16 protein-coding genes are annotated in these 18,107 nt (G+C 38.5%); 1 reads left to right on the top strand and 15 read right to left on the bottom strand.

Going from position 1 to position 18,107, the window contains the following annotated elements; genetic code table 11:
• The 6 genes from K6G87_RS07170 to K6G87_RS07145 form a co-directional block, all read right to left on the bottom strand.
• Positions 1 to 767 (bottom strand): hypothetical protein (locus tag K6G87_RS07170; RefSeq protein ID WP_296835375.1); only part of this gene is annotated, 767 nt, incomplete at its 3' end.
• Between the two features lie 24 nt (positions 768 to 791).
• Entirely contained in the window at positions 792 to 1,817 is a 1,026-nt protein-coding gene (locus K6G87_RS07165; protein WP_296835373.1) for a vWA domain-containing protein, read from the bottom strand.
• Positions 1,811 to 2,938, bottom strand: a complete 1,128-nt coding sequence (locus K6G87_RS07160; RefSeq protein ID WP_296835371.1) for a hypothetical protein — start codon at positions 2,936 to 2,938, stop codon at positions 1,811 to 1,813. The genes K6G87_RS07165 and K6G87_RS07160 overlap by 7 nt, the downstream gene beginning before the upstream one ends.
• Positions 2,929 to 3,405, bottom strand: coding sequence for a hypothetical protein (locus K6G87_RS07155; RefSeq protein ID WP_296835369.1), 477 nt, complete (start codon positions 3,403 to 3,405; stop codon positions 2,929 to 2,931). Before K6G87_RS07155 ends, K6G87_RS07160 begins: the two co-directional genes overlap by 10 nt.
• Positions 3,405 to 4,337, bottom strand: coding sequence for a DUF58 domain-containing protein (locus K6G87_RS07150; protein ID WP_296835368.1), 933 nt, complete (start codon positions 4,335 to 4,337; stop codon positions 3,405 to 3,407). The genes K6G87_RS07155 and K6G87_RS07150 overlap by 1 nt, the downstream gene beginning before the upstream one ends.
• Before the next feature lie 15 nt (positions 4,338 to 4,352).
• Positions 4,353 to 5,351: an AAA family ATPase gene (locus tag K6G87_RS07145; protein ID WP_296835366.1), complete on the bottom strand. Its 999-nt coding sequence runs from the start codon at positions 5,349 to 5,351 to the stop codon at positions 4,353 to 4,355.
• Between the two features lie 392 nt (positions 5,352 to 5,743).
• Between K6G87_RS07145 and K6G87_RS07140 the strand changes: the two genes are divergently transcribed.
• Positions 5,744 to 6,772: a 3-deoxy-7-phosphoheptulonate synthase gene (locus K6G87_RS07140; protein WP_296835364.1), complete on the top strand. Its 1,029-nt coding sequence runs from the start codon at positions 5,744 to 5,746 to the stop codon at positions 6,770 to 6,772.
• A gap of 108 nt (positions 6,773 to 6,880) precedes the next feature.
• Here the strand turns inward: K6G87_RS07140 and K6G87_RS07135 are convergent, their stop codons facing one another.
• From K6G87_RS07135 to K6G87_RS07095, 9 genes are all read right to left on the bottom strand, one after another.
• Positions 6,881 to 7,768 carry a tyrosine recombinase gene (locus tag K6G87_RS07135; protein WP_296835362.1) on the bottom strand — a complete coding sequence of 296 codons (888 nt, stop codon included), beginning with the start codon at positions 7,766 to 7,768 and terminating at the stop codon, positions 6,881 to 6,883.
• Between the two features lie 245 nt (positions 7,769 to 8,013).
• Positions 8,014 to 9,303, bottom strand: a complete 1,290-nt coding sequence (locus K6G87_RS07130; protein ID WP_296835376.1) for an aminotransferase class I/II-fold pyridoxal phosphate-dependent enzyme — start codon at positions 9,301 to 9,303, stop codon at positions 8,014 to 8,016.
• Positions 9,304 to 9,429: 126 nt separating this feature from the next.
• Positions 9,430 to 10,722 (bottom strand): diaminopimelate decarboxylase, encoded by a 1,293-nt coding sequence (locus tag K6G87_RS07125; protein ID WP_296835360.1) that lies wholly within the window; start codon positions 10,720 to 10,722, stop codon positions 9,430 to 9,432.
• 279 nt (positions 10,723 to 11,001) lie between these two features.
• Positions 11,002 to 11,679 (bottom strand): uracil-DNA glycosylase, encoded by a 678-nt coding sequence (gene ung, locus K6G87_RS07120; protein WP_296835358.1) that lies wholly within the window; start codon positions 11,677 to 11,679, stop codon positions 11,002 to 11,004.
• Between the two features lie 37 nt (positions 11,680 to 11,716).
• Positions 11,717 to 12,478, bottom strand: a complete 762-nt coding sequence (gene hisF, locus K6G87_RS07115; protein WP_296835357.1) for an imidazole glycerol phosphate synthase subunit HisF — start codon at positions 12,476 to 12,478, stop codon at positions 11,717 to 11,719.
• A 3-nt stretch (positions 12,479 to 12,481) separates the two neighbouring features.
• Entirely contained in the window at positions 12,482 to 13,087 is a 606-nt protein-coding gene (gene hisH / locus K6G87_RS07110) for an imidazole glycerol phosphate synthase subunit HisH (RefSeq protein WP_296835355.1), read from the bottom strand.
• Between the two features lie 32 nt (positions 13,088 to 13,119).
• Positions 13,120 to 15,921, bottom strand: a complete 2,802-nt coding sequence (locus tag K6G87_RS07105) for a hypothetical protein (RefSeq protein WP_296835353.1) — start codon at positions 15,919 to 15,921, stop codon at positions 13,120 to 13,122.
• 7 nt (positions 15,922 to 15,928) lie between these two features.
• Positions 15,929 to 16,720, bottom strand: coding sequence for a hypothetical protein (locus K6G87_RS07100; RefSeq protein WP_296835351.1), 792 nt, complete (start codon positions 16,718 to 16,720; stop codon positions 15,929 to 15,931).
• A gap of 153 nt (positions 16,721 to 16,873) precedes the next feature.
• Positions 16,874 to 17,776, bottom strand: coding sequence for a chemotaxis protein (locus K6G87_RS07095; protein ID WP_296835349.1), 903 nt, complete (start codon positions 17,774 to 17,776; stop codon positions 16,874 to 16,876).
• Positions 17,777 to 18,107 lie beyond the last annotated feature (331 nt).

Genomic DNA, 18,107 nt, shown 5'->3' with positions numbered 1-18,107 from the left:
CGATCATCACTTACATCATCAGGTTCTGACTCTTCTTCACTATTTTGATCATTCTCTTCCTGTTGATCCTGATTCTGATCATTTTCCTCATTTTGATCGTTATTATCCTGCTGCTCTTGCTGATCCTGTTGCTGCTCTTGCTTTTCTTCGTCTATTTTCTTCTGGATCTCTTCTTTCATATCCTCGAGCTCTTTTATCTTATCATCAATATCCTTTTTAAGACTCTCGGCTTCCTGACTATGACCATTGTCATCCTCAGCTCCGGCACAGTTATTAACAGTGATTATCTCTCTGTCCTGTTTAAGCTCGTCTATTACTTCATCTATTTTATCAATAAGAGCCTCTTTATCAACCTCTTCATCATTCTTAAATGCCTCATAACCTGTATAGATCGTATTAAAATCGATCTGCTGTATCTTGGTCATTGTAAGGTTGATCCTGACAGAGCAGTCTCTATCCTGTGGAAGCTCAAATTCAAGACACTTCTCATAATAAATCTGAGCCTTGGAATAATCTGCATTCTTGTAATGAGCATTAGCAAGATTATAATCCATTATATAGGCATCATAAGGGAGAAACTCAAGCACTTTTTCTTCCATATTGGTGTAGCGCTCTTCATCTTCCATGCTCTCCATAAGTATATAATAATTTCCTGAATCAACCATCTTAGCATAAACGTGGTTGGTTCCGATTCTACATAACATTATCATGGCAAGAAGTGCAATAACAAATGCAGCAGCCAAAAAACCAAACTTTACCTTTTTCATTAATTATTCCTCTTTTACTATCTATTACTTTCTAAATAATAGAATCTCGGATACCATAAGGAGCATAAGCACAGGAAGTACATAATAATATGTATCCTCTTTGTTCTCAGTATCTTCTCTAAGTTCAGCTTCATAAGCAGCGTCAGCAATAATCGCCTCAACTACTTCATCAATATCATCCACTTCTTCCATGTGAATGTATTCTACTCCGATCTTAGAAGCAATAGTTTCAAGGCTATCCTCTCCAATGCAGGAAACCGCGAGTTCTCCAGTCTGAGGATCATATATATCGTTGCCATCTTTGTCGGTCATTGTAGCTCCGTCCTCAGATCCAACACCTATAACAGCTCCGCCATCTACTTTGCCAAGAAGCTTTGAATATGCTGAATAAGCGCTACCTGATGAAGCACCATCTTCATCATCTTCCTTGGAATCATCTGCATCTTCTGAAGATTTATCCTCATCAGATTCATAGGTTTCCTCTCCATCTGAGAAGAAGAATACTATAGTCTGTCTTGAATCATACTCTGATCTCATGTGGGTAAGTATTCTGTCCATTTCATCTACAGCACTGTTTAAGTTACTTCCCTTTGCTGCATACTTACTTTCTTTGTACATATAGTCAAGTGCGTCTGTTATCGACTGTCTGTCAGGAGTAAGCGGAATTCTTACTTCTGCCTCGTTGGTAAAAGAGATAAGGGCAAAAGAGCTACCTGACAGCTCATCCATAATAGCATTACAAGCTTCCCTTGTCCCGTCCAAACGGCTTGAATCACCGTCATAGTCCTCCGCCCACATGCTAAGAGTTGAGTCTACAACAAAAAGCACATTAAGACTTGGAACCGTTACAGTAGCTTCATTAGACGGTATCATGACCCTTAAATTTATGACATATATACAGATACAGATAAGAACAGTTATAACTGTTTCTATGATCTTCCTGCCAATACCAACATGTGATCTTATGATACCGATAAAAAGACCCGCAAAGATAAGTGCAATTAATAAAATGATAACTATGATAGGAAGTATAGGATTTGTTGTCAACATGCACCTCCCGCTCTTGCAGCAGCCAGTGCGCATATTCCTACTATAATAAAAATGAATGGTGTCTTTGGCATATCATATGTTCTCGTCTCTGTAATCTCATCGACCTGCATTGCTTCGTGTGACTGTATATCACTGACTATGCCTTTTGTATCAAGATCATCATTAGCAATATAGAAAGCTCCGCCTGTCTTAACGCTTGAGTCTCTCAGCTCATCGCTGAGTTCATCAAAGTCATATCCATAGTTCATTTCTTCAAATGTATCTTCCGGAGGGAATATACTGAATAATACAACATCATTCTTGGCACAAAGATCAGCAGCTTCCGGAAGTCTTACAATAGGCTTCTGATATGCATTTTCAGCATTATCAGTTACCATAAGTATTATTCTTGTTCTCTCCTCATCTTCAAGTGATGGGAAGTCATACAAACAGGTTGCAAGACCTTCTCCAATAAGTGAGCTTCCAAGCCTGTCACTATTAACTGCAACTCCGGCTTCAAATTCCAAAAGTTCATCTATTAATTCGTAAAACTCCTCTTCCTCTTCTTCTGTTATATCATCGTAATACTTTTCGTATAATTCAACATATCTGTTCTGATTGATAAAATACTGTTCGAGTTCATCAAGCTTTTCGCAAGCGAACTCCTTGTCGTCTGTAAGCGGCATATAAAGAACAGATGAAGTGTTATATATAGAAATACCAACTCTGTCTCCGTCAAGTCCCTCAACAACACTCTTTAAGTTACTTACAAAATCATAATTAAGAGCATAAAGTGAATATGATATATCAAGACAAAGGAAAATGTCTCTTCTCTGTACTCCTGTTGTTACTTCTTCAGTATAAGAAGGTCTTCCCATAAGATATGCAGATGACAAAATACTCATTGTAATACCTGCAATACCTATTACATTAAGAACTGTATGGATCACTTTTCTGACCCTGTAGCCCTTCATACTGTCAACCATCCACATGGCACCATAGCCCATGTATTTGCTCATTTCATCGGCTGAAAGAGCTTTTCTTTTTTTATATTCTCTAAATCCGAATATGCCGGCAATTATAATTGCTGCTCCTATAGAGACCCATATTGCCAGGTTTTCATTTCTAAGTTCTATCTCCATGCTGCCACCAGTCTTTTAGCATCTCTTAAAAAGTTTGCTGCATCCTTTGCTGAATATTTTGAAAACTCTGCGCCATAAAGACATCCAATAAGCTTTGTAAGATCTTTGCTGTTCCATTTATACATCTCAGTAAGAGTGCTGCAATCCATCTCCTTACCGGTAACATAAGACAAGAAATCTCTTACTGTAATACTTATGATAGTACTTGTCTCTCTTACGCTTATCTCATTTCTTCTATACTTTTCATCAAGCAGATTAAGCTTAGACAGAGTCTCTCTGCGCTTTTGCTCTATCATGTCACCGGTCTTGTCTGCAGGTTTATTTACAACTGAAACTACAGGCTTTTCGACCCTTATAAGACAAAATGTGACAAAGCATATAAGTGATGCCAGAACAAGAGATATTAAGATTATGTATAAATATTTGTCATCAAAAAATGCATTTTGAAGAGAAATTGAGAATTCCATCAGCCCACTCCCTTGTTTAATACTTTAATTATTGATTCCGTTATATCCTGCGTGCTTCTGACTATATCATAAGAAGCGCCGCATGCGCGAAGATTTCTCATCGCTTTGGACAAAAGATCTGCTTTTTTCGTGCTGATCTCATCCGCCATACTTGAAGAATAAGACAGATATTCAGAAACAGCCACACCAGTCTGAGCATTATAAATATGACTGCTTCCCCAGTCTGCATCTTCCATTAAGATCACATACAGATCACGAACAGTACATATACTCTTTATAAGCCTGTCATCAAGAGTTAACACTCCATACAGATCGGTTATCAGAAAAAGAGAGACACTTCTCATTGGAGTTGCCACTATTCGTTTAAGCTGCATGTTAAATTCATTTGAAAGATCCTTTTTTCTTTTGCCCGCGAGCTTAACGCTCATATTATAGCATCCTTCAAGGCGCCTTAACTGTCCTTCCAAAAATCCGGGACCGCTTGAATATCTTTCTACTCTTCCTGCTTCCAAGCCTCCAATTATCTGGTATTCAGCGCCCGCTTTAGTGCACATATAGGCTGCACTTGCCGCAGTTATGATACCTGCTGCCGTCTTGGAATGGCCATCCGGCATAGCTCCAAGCATATTCTTGCCCGTATCCACTACAAACATAAATCTTCTCTTCTTGTCTGCAACATAGTTCCTTACAAGGATCTCGCCTGTTCTTGAAGAAGATTTCCAGTCAATATCACGCAGATTATCACCAGCTACGTACTCTCTCAGATCCTCAAGTTCCATGCTTCTACCTCTGAAAACAGATCTGAAAGCACCATCAGTGCGGCCTATTGTCTTTGAAAAGTTGTTAAAATGTATTTCTGCTGCCGGAAGGTTTAATGCCTCATAGTCAGGGCGAAGCCTGAGCGGATTTGCATTATGCTTTTTCCCCATCATATGGTCTTATTCCTTTCACGGAGTTCTGATTGCTCTTACAATACCATCTACAATCATGTCCTCATTGATTCCATCTGCTGCCGCAAGGTAGCGAAGCGATATACGGTGTCTGAGCACCTGTCTTGAAATACTCTTAACATCATCAGGTGTTACGAAAAGTCTTCCCTGCATAAGAGCAAGAGCCTTACCCATCTTAAGGAAAGCTATAGTTGCACGAGGGCTGGCACCAAGACTTACATAACCTTTAAGATTTACAGGCAGATACTGATCTGCACATCTTGTTGCTGCTACAATTGCAGCTATATAATTCTTGACTGTAGGATCGCAGTATATACCTGCTACAATCTTCTGAAGCCTTGCAATCTCTGCTATAGAAAGAACAGGTGGTTGCTTCTCTTTGATCACGTCATTATCAATCGCTTCCATCATATTAAGGATTGATACCTCTTCCTGAATAGACGGATAAGATATCTTCTCTTTAATAAGGAAACGATCTGCCTGTGCCTCAGAAAGCGGATATGTTCCTTCCTGCTCAATGGGGTTCTGCGTAGCTATTACAAAAAATGTATCTTCAGGCATATGATATGAGTTTCCGCCAATTGTAACCTGTTTCTCCTGCATGGCCTCAAGCATCGCACTCTGTGTCTTTGCACTTGATCTGTTGATCTCATCAAGAAGTACAATATTAGCAAATACAGGTCCAAGAACTGTTTCAAACTTGCCAGAGTCCTGTCTGTATATCTGTGTACCAACTATATCTCCCGGCAAAAGGTCAGGAGTACACTGAATTCTTGAAAATTTTCCGCCAACAGCATCAGCCAGAGCTCTCGCTGCTGTAGTCTTTGCAAGTCCAGGAACTGACTCTACAAGTACATGGCCATTACCAAGCAGTGCAGCTATCATTGACCTTTCCAAAAGTTTCTGCCCTACGACATTTTGCTCAAAATATCTTGAGAGCTTTCCTATAGCCTGCTGTGACCAGGCAAAATCTTCATTACTTATCTGAACATTCATTAACGCACCTCATATTATTTTTTTTGATAATTATAATGTAGCACTGTTTTATAGAATATCACATAAAATCTGACAGAACGTTAGTTTTATAGGATGAACGACATATTTTGGGGTATTTTTAATGAATTTTCATTATTCTATATATGCTCACTCTTTAAATTATTAAAATGTTTCTGTGTTCAATCCATTATTCTTCATATTTAAACCAAATAATATTTAGCTCTTCTTACAATTTTACTTGACTTTTATTTAATTACTTAAAATAATTAATAACATCTTTATTTTTATGGAAAATATGTTATACTTTATATCGGCGCTTTAAAGCGCCAAAGCACAAAAGTATTTTATGGTAAAAAAACTATACTATTTTTACCATTTTTGAAAGGAGCACCATGTCATTCGAGTACATTCAAAAGGTTCCAACACCGCAGGAAATACAGGAAGAATTCCCTGTTGCAGCATCACTGAAAGAGATCAAGAAAGAAAGAGATAAAGCTATTGCCGATGTCTTTACAGGTAAAAGCGATAAATTTCTTGTTATTGTAGGACCTTGTTCAGCAGATAATGAAGAAGCTGTTATCGACTACGTATCACGTCTTGCCAAAGTTAACGATAAGGTAAAAGATAAGCTCATACTTATTCCTCGTATCTATACCAATAAGCCACGTACAACAGGAGAAGGTTATAAAGGAATCACCTCACAGCCAGATCCTGAAGGAAAGCCTGATTTCAGACAGGGTCTTATTGCCATGCGTCACATGCACATCCGTGCAATCGAAGAGTCAGGACTTACTTCTGCAGATGAAATGCTCTATCCTGAAAACTGGGGATATGTTGAGGATATTCTCTCATATGTAGCAATAGGTGCCCGTTCAGTTGAAGATCAACAGCACAGAATGACTGCCAGCGGTTTTGATGTACCTGCTGGAATGAAGAATCCCACAAGCGGATATCTTACAGTAATGCTCAATTCCATCTATGCAGCTCAGCGTCCTCATTCTTTCCTTTACAGAGGATATGAGGTTAATACATCCGGTAACCCTCTTGCTCACTGTGTTCTTCGTGGATCTCAGAACAAGAACGGACGTAATATACCAAACTATCATTATGAAGATTTAAGCCTCGTTAATCAGCTCTACCAGGAACAGGATATAGTCAATCCTGCAGTTATCGTTGATTCTAATCACAATAACTCCGGCAAAAAATATCGTGAACAGGTTAGAATTGTCAAAGAGGTGCTTCATAGCCGCCAGCATTCAGATGAGATCAGAAAACTTGTAAAGGGTGTTATGATCGAAAGCTATATTGAAGAAGGTGCTCAGAAGATAGGTGAAGGAATCTATGGTAAGTCCATCACAGATCCATGCCTTGGATGGGCTGCAACAGAAAAGCTTCTCTACGATATCGCAGAGCTTAGCTGATTATAAAATATACATCAAACTCGCAATTTGCTTTTTATCTATATGTAATAAAACCTTCGTATTGATATATGATTGCTATAAAGTCATATACTAATACGAAGGTTTTTATTATCTTGGCTGAGTTCTCTGATATATCTCTCTTATATAATTATGCTTATTATCAGCATACTTCTGAGTAGAAGCAATATCTATATGACCGAGCATTTCCTGGACAACCTGGATATCGGCGCCATTTTCTATCATATGAGAAGCGAAAGTATGTCTTATGGAAAACGGCGTTATGTCTGATTTAATTCCAGCCATTTTTCCATACTTCTTGATCATCTTCCACACACCCTGTCTGCTCATGGCTTTTCCACCTGTTGCCGATAGAAATAGTATACCTTCATCATAAGTATCACCAAGAAGCTTAAGTCTTCCGCCCTTTAAGTAGTCCATTATGGCGCTTCTTGCATGATGACCAAAAGGAACTATTCTGTCCTGTCCAAAGCTTTTAAAGTCGATACAGTTAAGTCTGAATTCTATATCATCTATCTTTAAGCTGGCTATTTCACTTACACGTATGCCGGTAGCAAAGAGAAGCTCCAGCATAGCCTTATCTCTTTTGCCCTTAGGAGTATTCAGATCAGGCTGTTCTAAAAGAGACGCTATCTCACGCTCAGTAAGGATCTTAGGAAGTGTCTTCTCTATATGTGGTGCTTTTAAGCCATCGGTTATATCATTATCAAGCTCACCATTTTCAACCATAAAATGCCAAAAAGAACGAATGGATGAAATATGTCTTGATATTGTAGTATCTGCCATAAGCTGCTCATTCATATTACTTACATACGAAGAAAGCTGGTCTTCAGTAACTTCCGACCAGCTGTTTATATTCTCTTTGCGCATAGCAATCATCAGGCGTGTAAGATCACGCCTGTATGACTGTAATGAATTCTCTTTTGCTTCTCTGACATTGCCTAAATAACTTATGAATTCGTCAATAGTTTCTTCCATGGATTCTACCCATTATATAACTAATGTCAACAAGTCTCTTTATAAAAATATAAGGTAGGTGTCAAAAGTTCCTTTTGACACCATATGACTACCGGATTGTTCCGTTTCTACGAAACTCCCACAATCCTCAAACATTCACAAATCCGCACTACGTGCTACTTTGCTCATGTTTGACGGGTCATAAATTCATATTCGATTTCGAGCAAGCTCGAATCGAAATGACTTTTGACCCTTACGTCATAATATCAGTCCATTGTAGATAATAATTTCTCGACACTTACATATTTAACACAAAGTGTAAAGAGTGTTGCTGCAGTTTTAAGGTCAGCAAGTGAAGGATATGTAGGAGCAATACGGATATTACTATCTGTAGGATCCTTGTGATAAGGATATGTAGATCCTGCGCCTGTAAGCTTAACTCCGGCCTTCTTACAATATGCAACAATCTTCTTGGCACATCCAGGCATAGAATCGAAGCTTATAAAATATCCGCCCTTTGGATTAGTCCACTCACCGATTCCAAGTCCGCCAAGATTCTCTTCAAAAATATTCTCTACTGCTTCAAACTTAGGTCTTAAGATATCAGCCTGTTTTTTCATGTGTTCGACCATTCCATGGATATCCTTGAAATATCTAACATGACGAAGCTGATTAACCTTATCGTGACCGATTGTCTGGAATCCCATCTGCTTAACAATATCTTCCATATTATTAAGACTTGTAGCCATTGCAGCTATACCGGAGCCAGGGAAAGTAATCTTTGATGTTGAAGCAAATTTATATACAAGATCAGGATTTCCTGCCTTCTTACATTCAGCAAGAATCTCAATAAGATAGTCCTGCTCTTTGTCATACAAATGATGGATACCATAAGCATTATCCCAGTATATACGGAAATCATGTGCAGCTGGTTTAAGGTTTGCAAAACGTCTTACTGTTACATCTGAATATGAATATCCCTGAGGATTGGAATATTTCGGCACGCACCAGATTCCCTTTATGCTCTCATCTTCAGCAACAAGCTTCTCGATCATATCCATATCAGGACCTTCAGGTGACATAGGAACAGGGATCATCTCGATACCAAAGTACTCTGTTATGGCAAAATGTCTGTCATATCCAGGTGCAGGGCACAGCCACTTAACTTTATCAAGCTTGCACCATGGAGTATTGCCCATTACACCATGAGTAAATGAACGGCTTATGCAATCATACATAACATTAAGAGAAGAATTACCAAAGATAATAATATTATCAGGATTGTTCTCCATCATATCGGAAAGAAGCTCTTTAGCTTCATCAATACCTGTAAGTACACCATAGTTACGACAATCTGTACCATCTTCACATACAAGATCTGAGTCTGAACTTAAAACATCCATCATTCCCATAGAAAGATCAAGCTGCTCTTTGCATGGCTTACCACGACTCATATCAAGTGTCATCTCCATTGCCTGATACTTTTCGTACTCTTTCTTAAGAGAAGCAAGCTCTGATGTAAGCTCCTCCTTAGACATTTCTGTGTACTTCTTCACATCACTCTTTGCGTTCTTCATTGCCTTTGTTTCTCCACCTTCCAAATATAATCATAGAGCATGTTATGCCCGAATATACTTAATTATTTAAGCTGATCAAAATCCTGTATGGCATCTTCAATATTATCAAAGCTGACCGGATTCCTGTATGGCATCTTCGATAGCACCCATTATAGGAAGCTCATCGAATGTTGCAAAATAATCTCTCATAGTCTGAGCTCTTCTTATACATCTAACGCTTCCGTCTTCTTGTAATAAAAGCTCACTACTCCACAGACGACCATTATAATTATAACCCATCGCAAATCCATGTGCACCGGCATCATGAATATAGATAAGATCGCCCATTTCAATCTTGGGAAGCTTTCTATCTATAGCAAACTTATCATTATTCTCACAAAGTGAACCTGTCACATCATATGTACAATCGCAAGGCTCATTCTCTTTGCCAAGAACAGTAATATGATGATAAGAGCCATACATAGCAGGGCGCATAAGATTAGCTGCACAAGCATCAACTCCTATGTACTCTTTATAGATATGCTTCTCATGAATAGCTCTTGTAACAAGGCTTCCATAAGGTCCCATCATAAATCTTCCCATCTCTGTATAGATAGCTACATCAGAAAGACCAGCAGGAACCATGATCTCATCAAACTTTTTGTGTACTCCCTCACCTATAACTGCAATATCATTAGCAGTCTGATCAGGTGTATACGGGATTCCTACTCCGCCTGAAAGATTGATGAAAGTAATGTCAGCTCCGGTAGCCTTTTTAAGTCTTATAGCCAGTTCGAAAAGCTGACCTGCAAGCTGAGGATAATATTCATTAGTAACTGTATTGCTGGCAAGAAAAGCGTGAATTCCAAAATGCTTAACGCCTCTTTCCATCATTTTTGTAAAAGCCTGAGCCATCTGCTCTTCAGACATTCCATACTTGGAATCTCCAGGATTATCCATGATTCCGTTACTCATCTTAAATACGCCGCCCGGATTAAATCTGCAGCACATAGTTTCCTGGAAAGGAATGTTATTGTCAACAAAGTAATCTACATGTGTAAGATCATCAAGATTTATGATAGCTCCAAGTTCATCAGCATAGAAGAATTCTTCTACAGGTGTGTCATTAGAAGAAAACATAATATCTGAACCTTTTGCACCTACTGCTCTTGAAAGAACCAGCTCTGCCATGGATGAACAGTCGAAACCGCATCCTTCTTCAAGTAATATCTTAAGGAGTTCCGGATTAGGAGTAGCTTTAACTGCGAAATACTCACGGAAACCTTTATTCCATGAAAATGCCTTGTTTACAGCGCGGGCATTTTCTCTGATGGCCTTTTCATCATATATATAAAAGGGGGTTGGATACTCTTTGGCAATTGCTTCTGCCTGTTCTTTGCTGATAAAAGCTTTTTTCATATAAAAATCATGCCTTTCTATTTGTGTAATTGTATCTTTGTATACAATTTGACCGTTTACTCTAGTAAAGTACCATAAATCATCGCACTTGTACAGAGTTTAAAATAAGTTTTTTAAATTGATTAAATTTGTAGTGGAGTAATAAAAGACTGATAAGATAACTGCTTTACATTTAGTCAGGCAGCAATTTCACTCTTTGTCAGTTATCTGCCTGACAATTGTCAGTTAACTTCTTCACTCATTATCTGATGATTATTCACCCTTTGTAGTTCAACATCATCACTCTTTATCAGGTATCTGCCAGTCTATCTTCTCAATACCATGGCTTTCAAGAAATTCATTGCACTGGCTAAAATGCTTACAGCCAAAAAATCCTCTATAAGCAGATAAAGGACTTGGATGAGGCGCTTTTAATATAAGATGCTTAGGATTATCAAGCATCTCTGCCTTCTTCTGTGCAGGGCTTCCCCATAACATATAGACAATTGGCCTGTCTTCCTTGTTGACTGCTCTTATAATAGCATCTGTAAAGTTTTCCCATCCTTTTCCTTTATGAGAAAAAGCCTGATGAGCTCTTACAGTAAGCAGAGTGTTAAGAAGCAATACTCCCTGTTCTGCCCAATGAACAAGATATCCATTATCCGGAATCTTACAACCAAGATCATCATGAAGTTCTTTGTAGATATTAACAAGTGACGGAGGGATATCAACTTCAGGCCTTACTGAAAAGCACAATCCGTGCGCCTGCCCAGGTTCGTGATAAGGATCCTGTCCTAATATAACCACCTTTACATCATGAAGATTCGTAAGATGTAGCGCATTGAAGATATCTTCTGATGGCGGATAAATTACATGTGTAGAATATTCTTCTTTTATAAATTTGTATAAATCAGTATAGTAAGGTTTCCTGAACTCATCTCCAATAGCTTTAGCCCAGTCTCCTGTGATTGATCCCATTTTCTAGTCCTCTGTTATTCTATTAGTATAAAAAAATTTATATTCTTACAGGAACATTTTTTTCCTTAAGATATTCTTTGACTTCATTTATCTCAAGTTCCTTATAATGAAAAAGAGATGCTGCAAGAGCTGCATCAGCGCCGCCCTTCGTCAAAGCTTCATAGAAATGCTCTTTAGTACCTGCACCACCTGACGCTATAACCGGTATACTTACTGCATCAGCGATTTTTCTTGTAAGCTCAATATCGTATCCGGCCTTGGTTCCATCACCATCCATACTTGTTAGAAGTATTTCTCCGGCACCAAGCTTATCAGCCTTTATGGCCCATTCTATTGCATCTAGTCCCGTATCTATACGGCCACCGTTTTTATAAACATTCCAGCCGCTGCCATCTTCTCTTTTTCTGGCATCAATTGCTACAACGACGCACTGACTTCCGAATTTGTCGGCACCTTCTGATATAAGCTCGGGTCTGTTTATAGCAGCTGAGTTAACAGCGCATTTATCTGCACCTTCTCTCAAAATAGCTTTCATATCCTCTACTGTTCTTATTCCTCCTCCAACAGTAAAAGGAATGAATACTCTTTCTGCAACCTTTCTGACCATATCAACCACAGTCTCTCTGGCATCAGATGTAGCAGTTATATCCAGAAAGACAAGCTCATCTGCACCAGCTTTACTATATGCTTCTCCTACAGACACCGGATCTCCGGCATCTCTCAGCTCTACAAAATTTATTCCCTTAACAACTCTTCCGTCTTTTACATCAAGACATGGTATTATTCTTTTAGTCAGCATATCTTATACCTCCAGAAAATTCTTTAAAATCTGCATTCCAACTTCTGAGCTCTTTTCCGGATGAAACTGACATGCAAAGACGTTTCCTTTTTCAACAGAAGCTTCTACCTTAACACCATAATCTGTTGTTGCAGTTACAATATCCTTGTCCATAGCATCAAGATAATATGAATGAACAAAGTATACGAAAGAATGTTCCGGTACACCTTCAAACAAGCGACCTTTTTTGGCATAAGTAAGATCATTCCATCCAATCTGAGGTATCTTAAGACCATTTGCTTGCGGAATTCTTCTTATTTTTCCACGAAAAATACCCAGACCATCAACTCCTTCCGATTCCTCACTTGAATCGAACATAAGCTGAAGGCCTAGGCATATTCCGATAAAAGGGACGTCTGACTTTACAGTCTTTTTAATAACATCCACAAGTTTGTATTCATTAAGTTTAGACATTGCATCGCCAAAAGCACCTACTCCGGGCAAAACAACATGATCTGCTCTGGCAATCTCTGCCTCATCTCTCGTAGTTACAACATCAGCACCAAGAAATTTAAATGCCTTTTCAACACTTTTGATATTTCCGGCATCATAATCCAATATAGCGACCAAAAATTCATCCTCCCATTTTGCATATACATCTGCTACTCTGGCGCTGCTCTAAGGCCGCATATAATCTGAAGCTGCTTGGTATATTCAGTAGACTTTTCTATACCAATAAGTTCATATACTTCATCCATTGTAAGGCCATATTCACTCTCAAGCGCCGATTGTATATTATAGTACGCTATATTGACTTCAGTTTCAACCAAAGAATCCGGTGTTGAATCAGGTTTATATTCAAGTTCCAATTCCTTGAGCCTTGCTGCATCATCCATGATATCATCATACTGATCGACACCTTTTACAAGTGCATTCAAGGCTTCGACGGTAAGTCCCATAGATGCGAACACTTCATACTGATCATAATAATGTCTCATCTGAGAGATATATCTTGCCTTCCAATAAAGGATCTGATCATCTTCAGAAAGCTTACCTTCGCGATATAAGCTATAATAATCTTTATATGCAGTTAAGTAATCACCGCTAAGGAATGCCTGCTGCGCTTCATCATGTAATGCACTTCCCGGTATAGTGTATGCCGGAATTGCGCACAATATTCCAATTGGTAATACCAAAAGGAAGGCCAAAATGAACTTTCTAGGCGGAATCGGTTTTGGTGGTGGTCCTTCAGGTTTCTTTGGTTTCTTTTCTTTCTTTGGTTTTGGCTGTTTAGGCTGCTTTGGTTTCTTTTCTTTTTTCTTTGCAGGCTTCTTTTCCTTCTTTGGCTTAGGCTCTTTTTCCTTCTTTTTCTTTTTGCCCTTCTTGTCTTCGTCTACTTCATTAAGGACGGCCTGATTTTCATCTGTAAGCGACGCAAGTTCATCATTCTCAACATTTCCATTTGCAGTTGCTTCTTCATCTTCATCTTTGAAAAGAGCTGAAAGAATCTTGGCAAAAAATCCTTTCTTTTCTCCACCATCTTCTTTAGCCTTTTTCTCTTTAGCCGGCTTCTTACCTTTTTTGCCCTTGGCATCCTTAGCCTCAAGCTCCATATCATCAAGTTCATCACTTGATGGAACAGGCTCTTCTTCCTCATCAGGAGCTTCTTCAGATTCAGCACCCTCTTCAGAAAGCGACATAAGATCATCGCCTCCATCCTCTTCTTCAAGATTAAGGTCACTGCTTTCGCCAGCTGGCTCATCCAGACTAAGTTCATCGCCTCCACCTGAAGGCTCATCCAAGCCTGATTCATCGCCTCCGCTTTCAGGCGTTTCTTCTATATTAAGATCTTCTCCCTGATCAGCTGATGCTTCTTTATCAGCATTCTCTAAAGAATCCATATCATCACTTCCAAGTGAATCCATTAGAGAATCAAGATCTTCATCCACGCTATCTTCTATAGTATCTTCTGCTTTTTCTTCGCCGCTACTATCTTCACCTTCTGCAGGTTCTTCTATATCATCAAGAGATAGTTCATCGGCTGTATTCTCTTCCGAAGATTCATCAGCTGTTTCTTCAGTATTCTCTGCTGAATCAGCCTCTTCAGCATTTTCTGTTTCAGCCTCTCCTGGTTCATCTCCAGCATTATCAGCTTCCGGTTCCTTAGATTCCTCTCCTTCAGATTCTTCAGAAGGTTCTTCTATAGATATTTCCTCTTCTGAATCTTCCTGCGCTTCACTCTCTTGAGCAGGTGCATCATCTCCACCATCTGCAGCAGCGAACATTGCAGCGATCTCGTCAGAACTAAGAGCCCTGTTAGGATCGTCATCCGCTGGTTGCATTGATTTTAGAATATCGTCAGCAGAAGGTTCATCAGAAGTTTCTTCTTTTACTGCATCGTCAGAAGAATCATCATTTGATGCTTCTTCTTCGCCGCCCGCTGCTGCAAACATTGCTGCAATCTCATCAGGAGATAGCTGTTTATTAGGATCATCTGAAGGTTCAGAAGCTGCAGGCTCACTTGAAGGTTCAGGCTCACTTGAAGGTTCAGGTTCAGACTCGCCTTCTCCACCTCCGGCCGCAGCAAACATAGCTGCTATCTCTTCAGGTGACAGCTTCTTATTAGGATCATCTGAAGGTTCAGGAGCTGCAGGCTCACTTGAAGGTTCAGGTTCAGACTCACCTTCTCCACCTCCGACCGCAGCAAACATAGCTGCTATCTCTTCAGGTGACAGCTTCTTATTAGGATCATCCGATGCAGTTGGCACTTCTGGTACATTATTATCAGCCATGGGTGCACCTTCCTCCGTTTCAGGAGTTTCATCTGATTCAGGTTCTTCTGATTGAGCTTCTATTGTTGCAGATGTAACTGAAATATCTTCAACTGTTTCCAACCTGACATTTTCAGAATCTTCATCATTTTCAGTATCTTCTTGAACATCTTCTGTTGCTGTATCTGTAACAGGCTCTTCCTGCAATTTATCTTGTGTTTCTTCTGTTAAAGGTTCTTCCTGTAATTCCTCTTGTGTTTCTTCTGTTACAGGCTCCTCTTGTATCTCTTCTTGTATTTCTTCTGTTGCAGGCTCCTTTTGTATCTCTTCTTGTGTTTCTTCTGTTGCAGGCTCTTGTTCCATTTTCATCATTGCTTCTTCAGCAGCTGCTATAGCTTCATCAAGATCCTGTTCTTCTTCATCATCGTCAAAAAAATCTGGTGATTCCTGCCCCACAGTGTACTGAGGAATATTAGCACTAGAAACTTCTGCAGCTTTGTAATTCTCTGCAACCTGCATGAGTTTCGGATCAATAATCTCACCTCTGTCAACATGACCTAACAGCTTATTGATTTCCTGCAAGTCTTCATTATCAACATCGATTTCATTTTGAGCATCAGAAGATTCGGCGGGTACTTTACCAGCCAATCTTGATAATGCATCAATTTCATTTTTGTTATCAATCGATGCCATAATGTCCTCATGCTTCTTTTATGTAATCCATCGAATTGCTTTGTACAGATACCGCTTTCTTAACTATATGACCAGGCAACTGAAACAGTTTTTCATGAACACGAATCATATATGCCTTATTATTGATAAATGCTATCTTTTCAAACGGGAAACGAATAACAGTCGGATATTCCAGTCCTACACCAAGTTCCAGAATAAGCAGATCCTCCGACAATGTTCCTGACAGCCAGTTCTGATAATCACTCCACTTTGGCAGATAAGCTTTTTCGTTATACTGCTCACCTAGCCATTCGCGACGTTTTTGATTGAAAATCATCTCATCATCACTATATATTACTTTATTTATTTCGGAGAGTTTCCCATTATTTTTTAGTATATTATCTATTTGTAGCATTAAAGCAGATATATCATTTGAATCATCTACTTTTATAAGTTCCCCGTTTGCATTATGCTTTTGTTGAAGAAATTCAATATTACCGCAAGGAAAGACCATTTTATCATGGTCAAAAAAATTATCAGGATCAGAATAATCATATATAGTAGAAATAATATAATAATCTTTATCTTTTATAAGATCAGAAAGCTTCTTAAAATATTCTTTTCTTGGATCCTCATGGTTTTTCATATAATGATATTCGATATAAGGAATAAGCCAGTCATAACCGTTTTTAGCCTGATCTATCAGATTTTTATAGGCTATATCATTTGTAATATTTTTATAATTATAGGACCACTCCTCTCCAAGTCCTATCAAAACCTTTTTAGTCTGGTCAAGTGAAGCTGAAAGTATATTATCCATATAAAACCTCTTTTTTTATTAGTATTTATTGCGCAAATGTATTATAAATCAGTTATAACATAGGCTGCAAATTAAAAACTCCCTTTGTAAAATATCAGGTAATCATCATACCTGCACCTGCAAAGGGAGTTAAAACCTATATACTAATAATATTTACTCGTCTGAAATCTGAACGAGCTCATCTATAACAGAAACAAGATTACCGATTTCAGGCTTTGAAAGCTGTCTGTCAGCTCCAAGAGATTCGCCCTTTCTTCTCATCTCTTCATTAACAAGTGATGAGAAAATGATAAGAGGAATATCTTTAGTAGAATCATCACTCTTAATAAGCTTAGTAAGACGATGACCATCCATGATAGGCATCTCTACGTCAGTAATGATACATTTAACCTGTTCAAGCTTTTCTCTCTTCTTAAGCTCCTGTATATAGTCATATGCAAGCTTACCATTTTCAAAGTGTCTTACATTTGAATATCCTGCCTTATTAAGAGCATCAACAATGAGCTTATTAAGAAGCTGAGAGTCTTCCGCAAGAACAATAGGTACATCAGTTCTCGTACGAGGTCCAATATCCTTGATCTGATCCATATTAAGACCAGTATTAGGATTAATATCAGATACAATCTTCTCAAAGTCAAGAATAATGATAAGACGATCTTCAAATTTAATTATACCTGTGGAAATACTCTGTTCAGCTGTAGAAATTGTAGCATTGGGTTTAATAATATCAGCCCAGGATACACGATGAATTCCGATTACAGAATCAACATGAAATGCTATATCCAACTTATTGAAGTTAGTAACTATGAAAAGACCACCAGGTTTTGATGTTCCTCTCTGCAAACAATTACGAAGGTCTATTGCAGTGATCATCATATCACGCGGCATAAATATACCTTCAATACTTGGATGTGCATTAGGAACAGGCGTTACTTCCTGATAAGTAATAATTTCTTTTATCTTGGCAACGTTTATTCCATAACAGTGATCGTCGATTTTAAATTCCAAAACCTCCAGCTCATTAGTACCATTTTCCAACAGAATTTTACTTTCCATCTTATCACCTCGCAATGAAATAAATAATGGCTCAGTTATTATATCGGATTAGAATCTCATAACTTAAGGCTAAAAATAAATATTTTTATGACAATTTTACATAAAAGATATCGGATGATTATAGGAAATAAATTAGAAGCATTTAGATCATATATTACATACTCATAAGAAAAAGAAGATAAACTCGCAATGATATGATTCCCCTAAAGTAGACAATGGAAATAACCAAAGTCTCCTTTAGGGGGATTTTTTATGGCTAAAAGGAAACATTCCGTAGAATGGATGATTGATAGAGTAAATGAGTACCTTAGCGGAATGGGCTCATATGATT

It is taken from the genome of Butyrivibrio sp., assembly GCF_024699075.1.
This window is presented reverse-complemented; position numbering and strand designations above follow the sequence as displayed.

Coding starts and splice junctions, on each gene's coding strand:
- K6G87_RS07165 (WP_296835373.1), bottom strand. CDS start 1,817: ATGTTGACAACAAATCCTATACTTCCTATCATAGTTATCATTTTATTA.
- K6G87_RS07160 (WP_296835371.1), bottom strand. CDS start 2,938: ATGGAGATAGAACTTAGAAATGAAAACCTGGCAATATGGGTCTCTATA.
- K6G87_RS07155 (WP_296835369.1), bottom strand. CDS start 3,405: ATGGAATTCTCAATTTCTCTTCAAAATGCATTTTTTGATGACAAATAT.
- K6G87_RS07150 (WP_296835368.1), bottom strand. CDS start 4,337: ATGATGGGGAAAAAGCATAATGCAAATCCGCTCAGGCTTCGCCCTGAC.
- K6G87_RS07145 (WP_296835366.1), bottom strand. CDS start 5,351: ATGAATGTTCAGATAAGTAATGAAGATTTTGCCTGGTCACAGCAGGCT.
- K6G87_RS07140 (WP_296835364.1), top strand. CDS start 5,744: ATGTCATTCGAGTACATTCAAAAGGTTCCAACACCGCAGGAAATACAG.
- K6G87_RS07135 (WP_296835362.1), bottom strand. CDS start 7,768: ATGGAAGAAACTATTGACGAATTCATAAGTTATTTAGGCAATGTCAGA.
- K6G87_RS07125 (WP_296835360.1), bottom strand. CDS start 10,722: ATGAAAAAAGCTTTTATCAGCAAAGAACAGGCAGAAGCAATTGCCAAA.
- ung (WP_296835358.1), bottom strand. CDS start 11,679: ATGGGATCAATCACAGGAGACTGGGCTAAAGCTATTGGAGATGAGTTC.
- hisF (WP_296835357.1), bottom strand. CDS start 12,478: ATGCTGACTAAAAGAATAATACCATGTCTTGATGTAAAAGACGGAAGA.
- K6G87_RS07105 (WP_296835353.1), bottom strand. CDS start 15,921: ATGGCATCGATTGATAACAAAAATGAAATTGATGCATTATCAAGATTG.
- K6G87_RS07100 (WP_296835351.1), bottom strand. CDS start 16,720: ATGGATAATATACTTTCAGCTTCACTTGACCAGACTAAAAAGGTTTTG.
- K6G87_RS07095 (WP_296835349.1), bottom strand. CDS start 17,776: ATGGAAAGTAAAATTCTGTTGGAAAATGGTACTAATGAGCTGGAGGTT.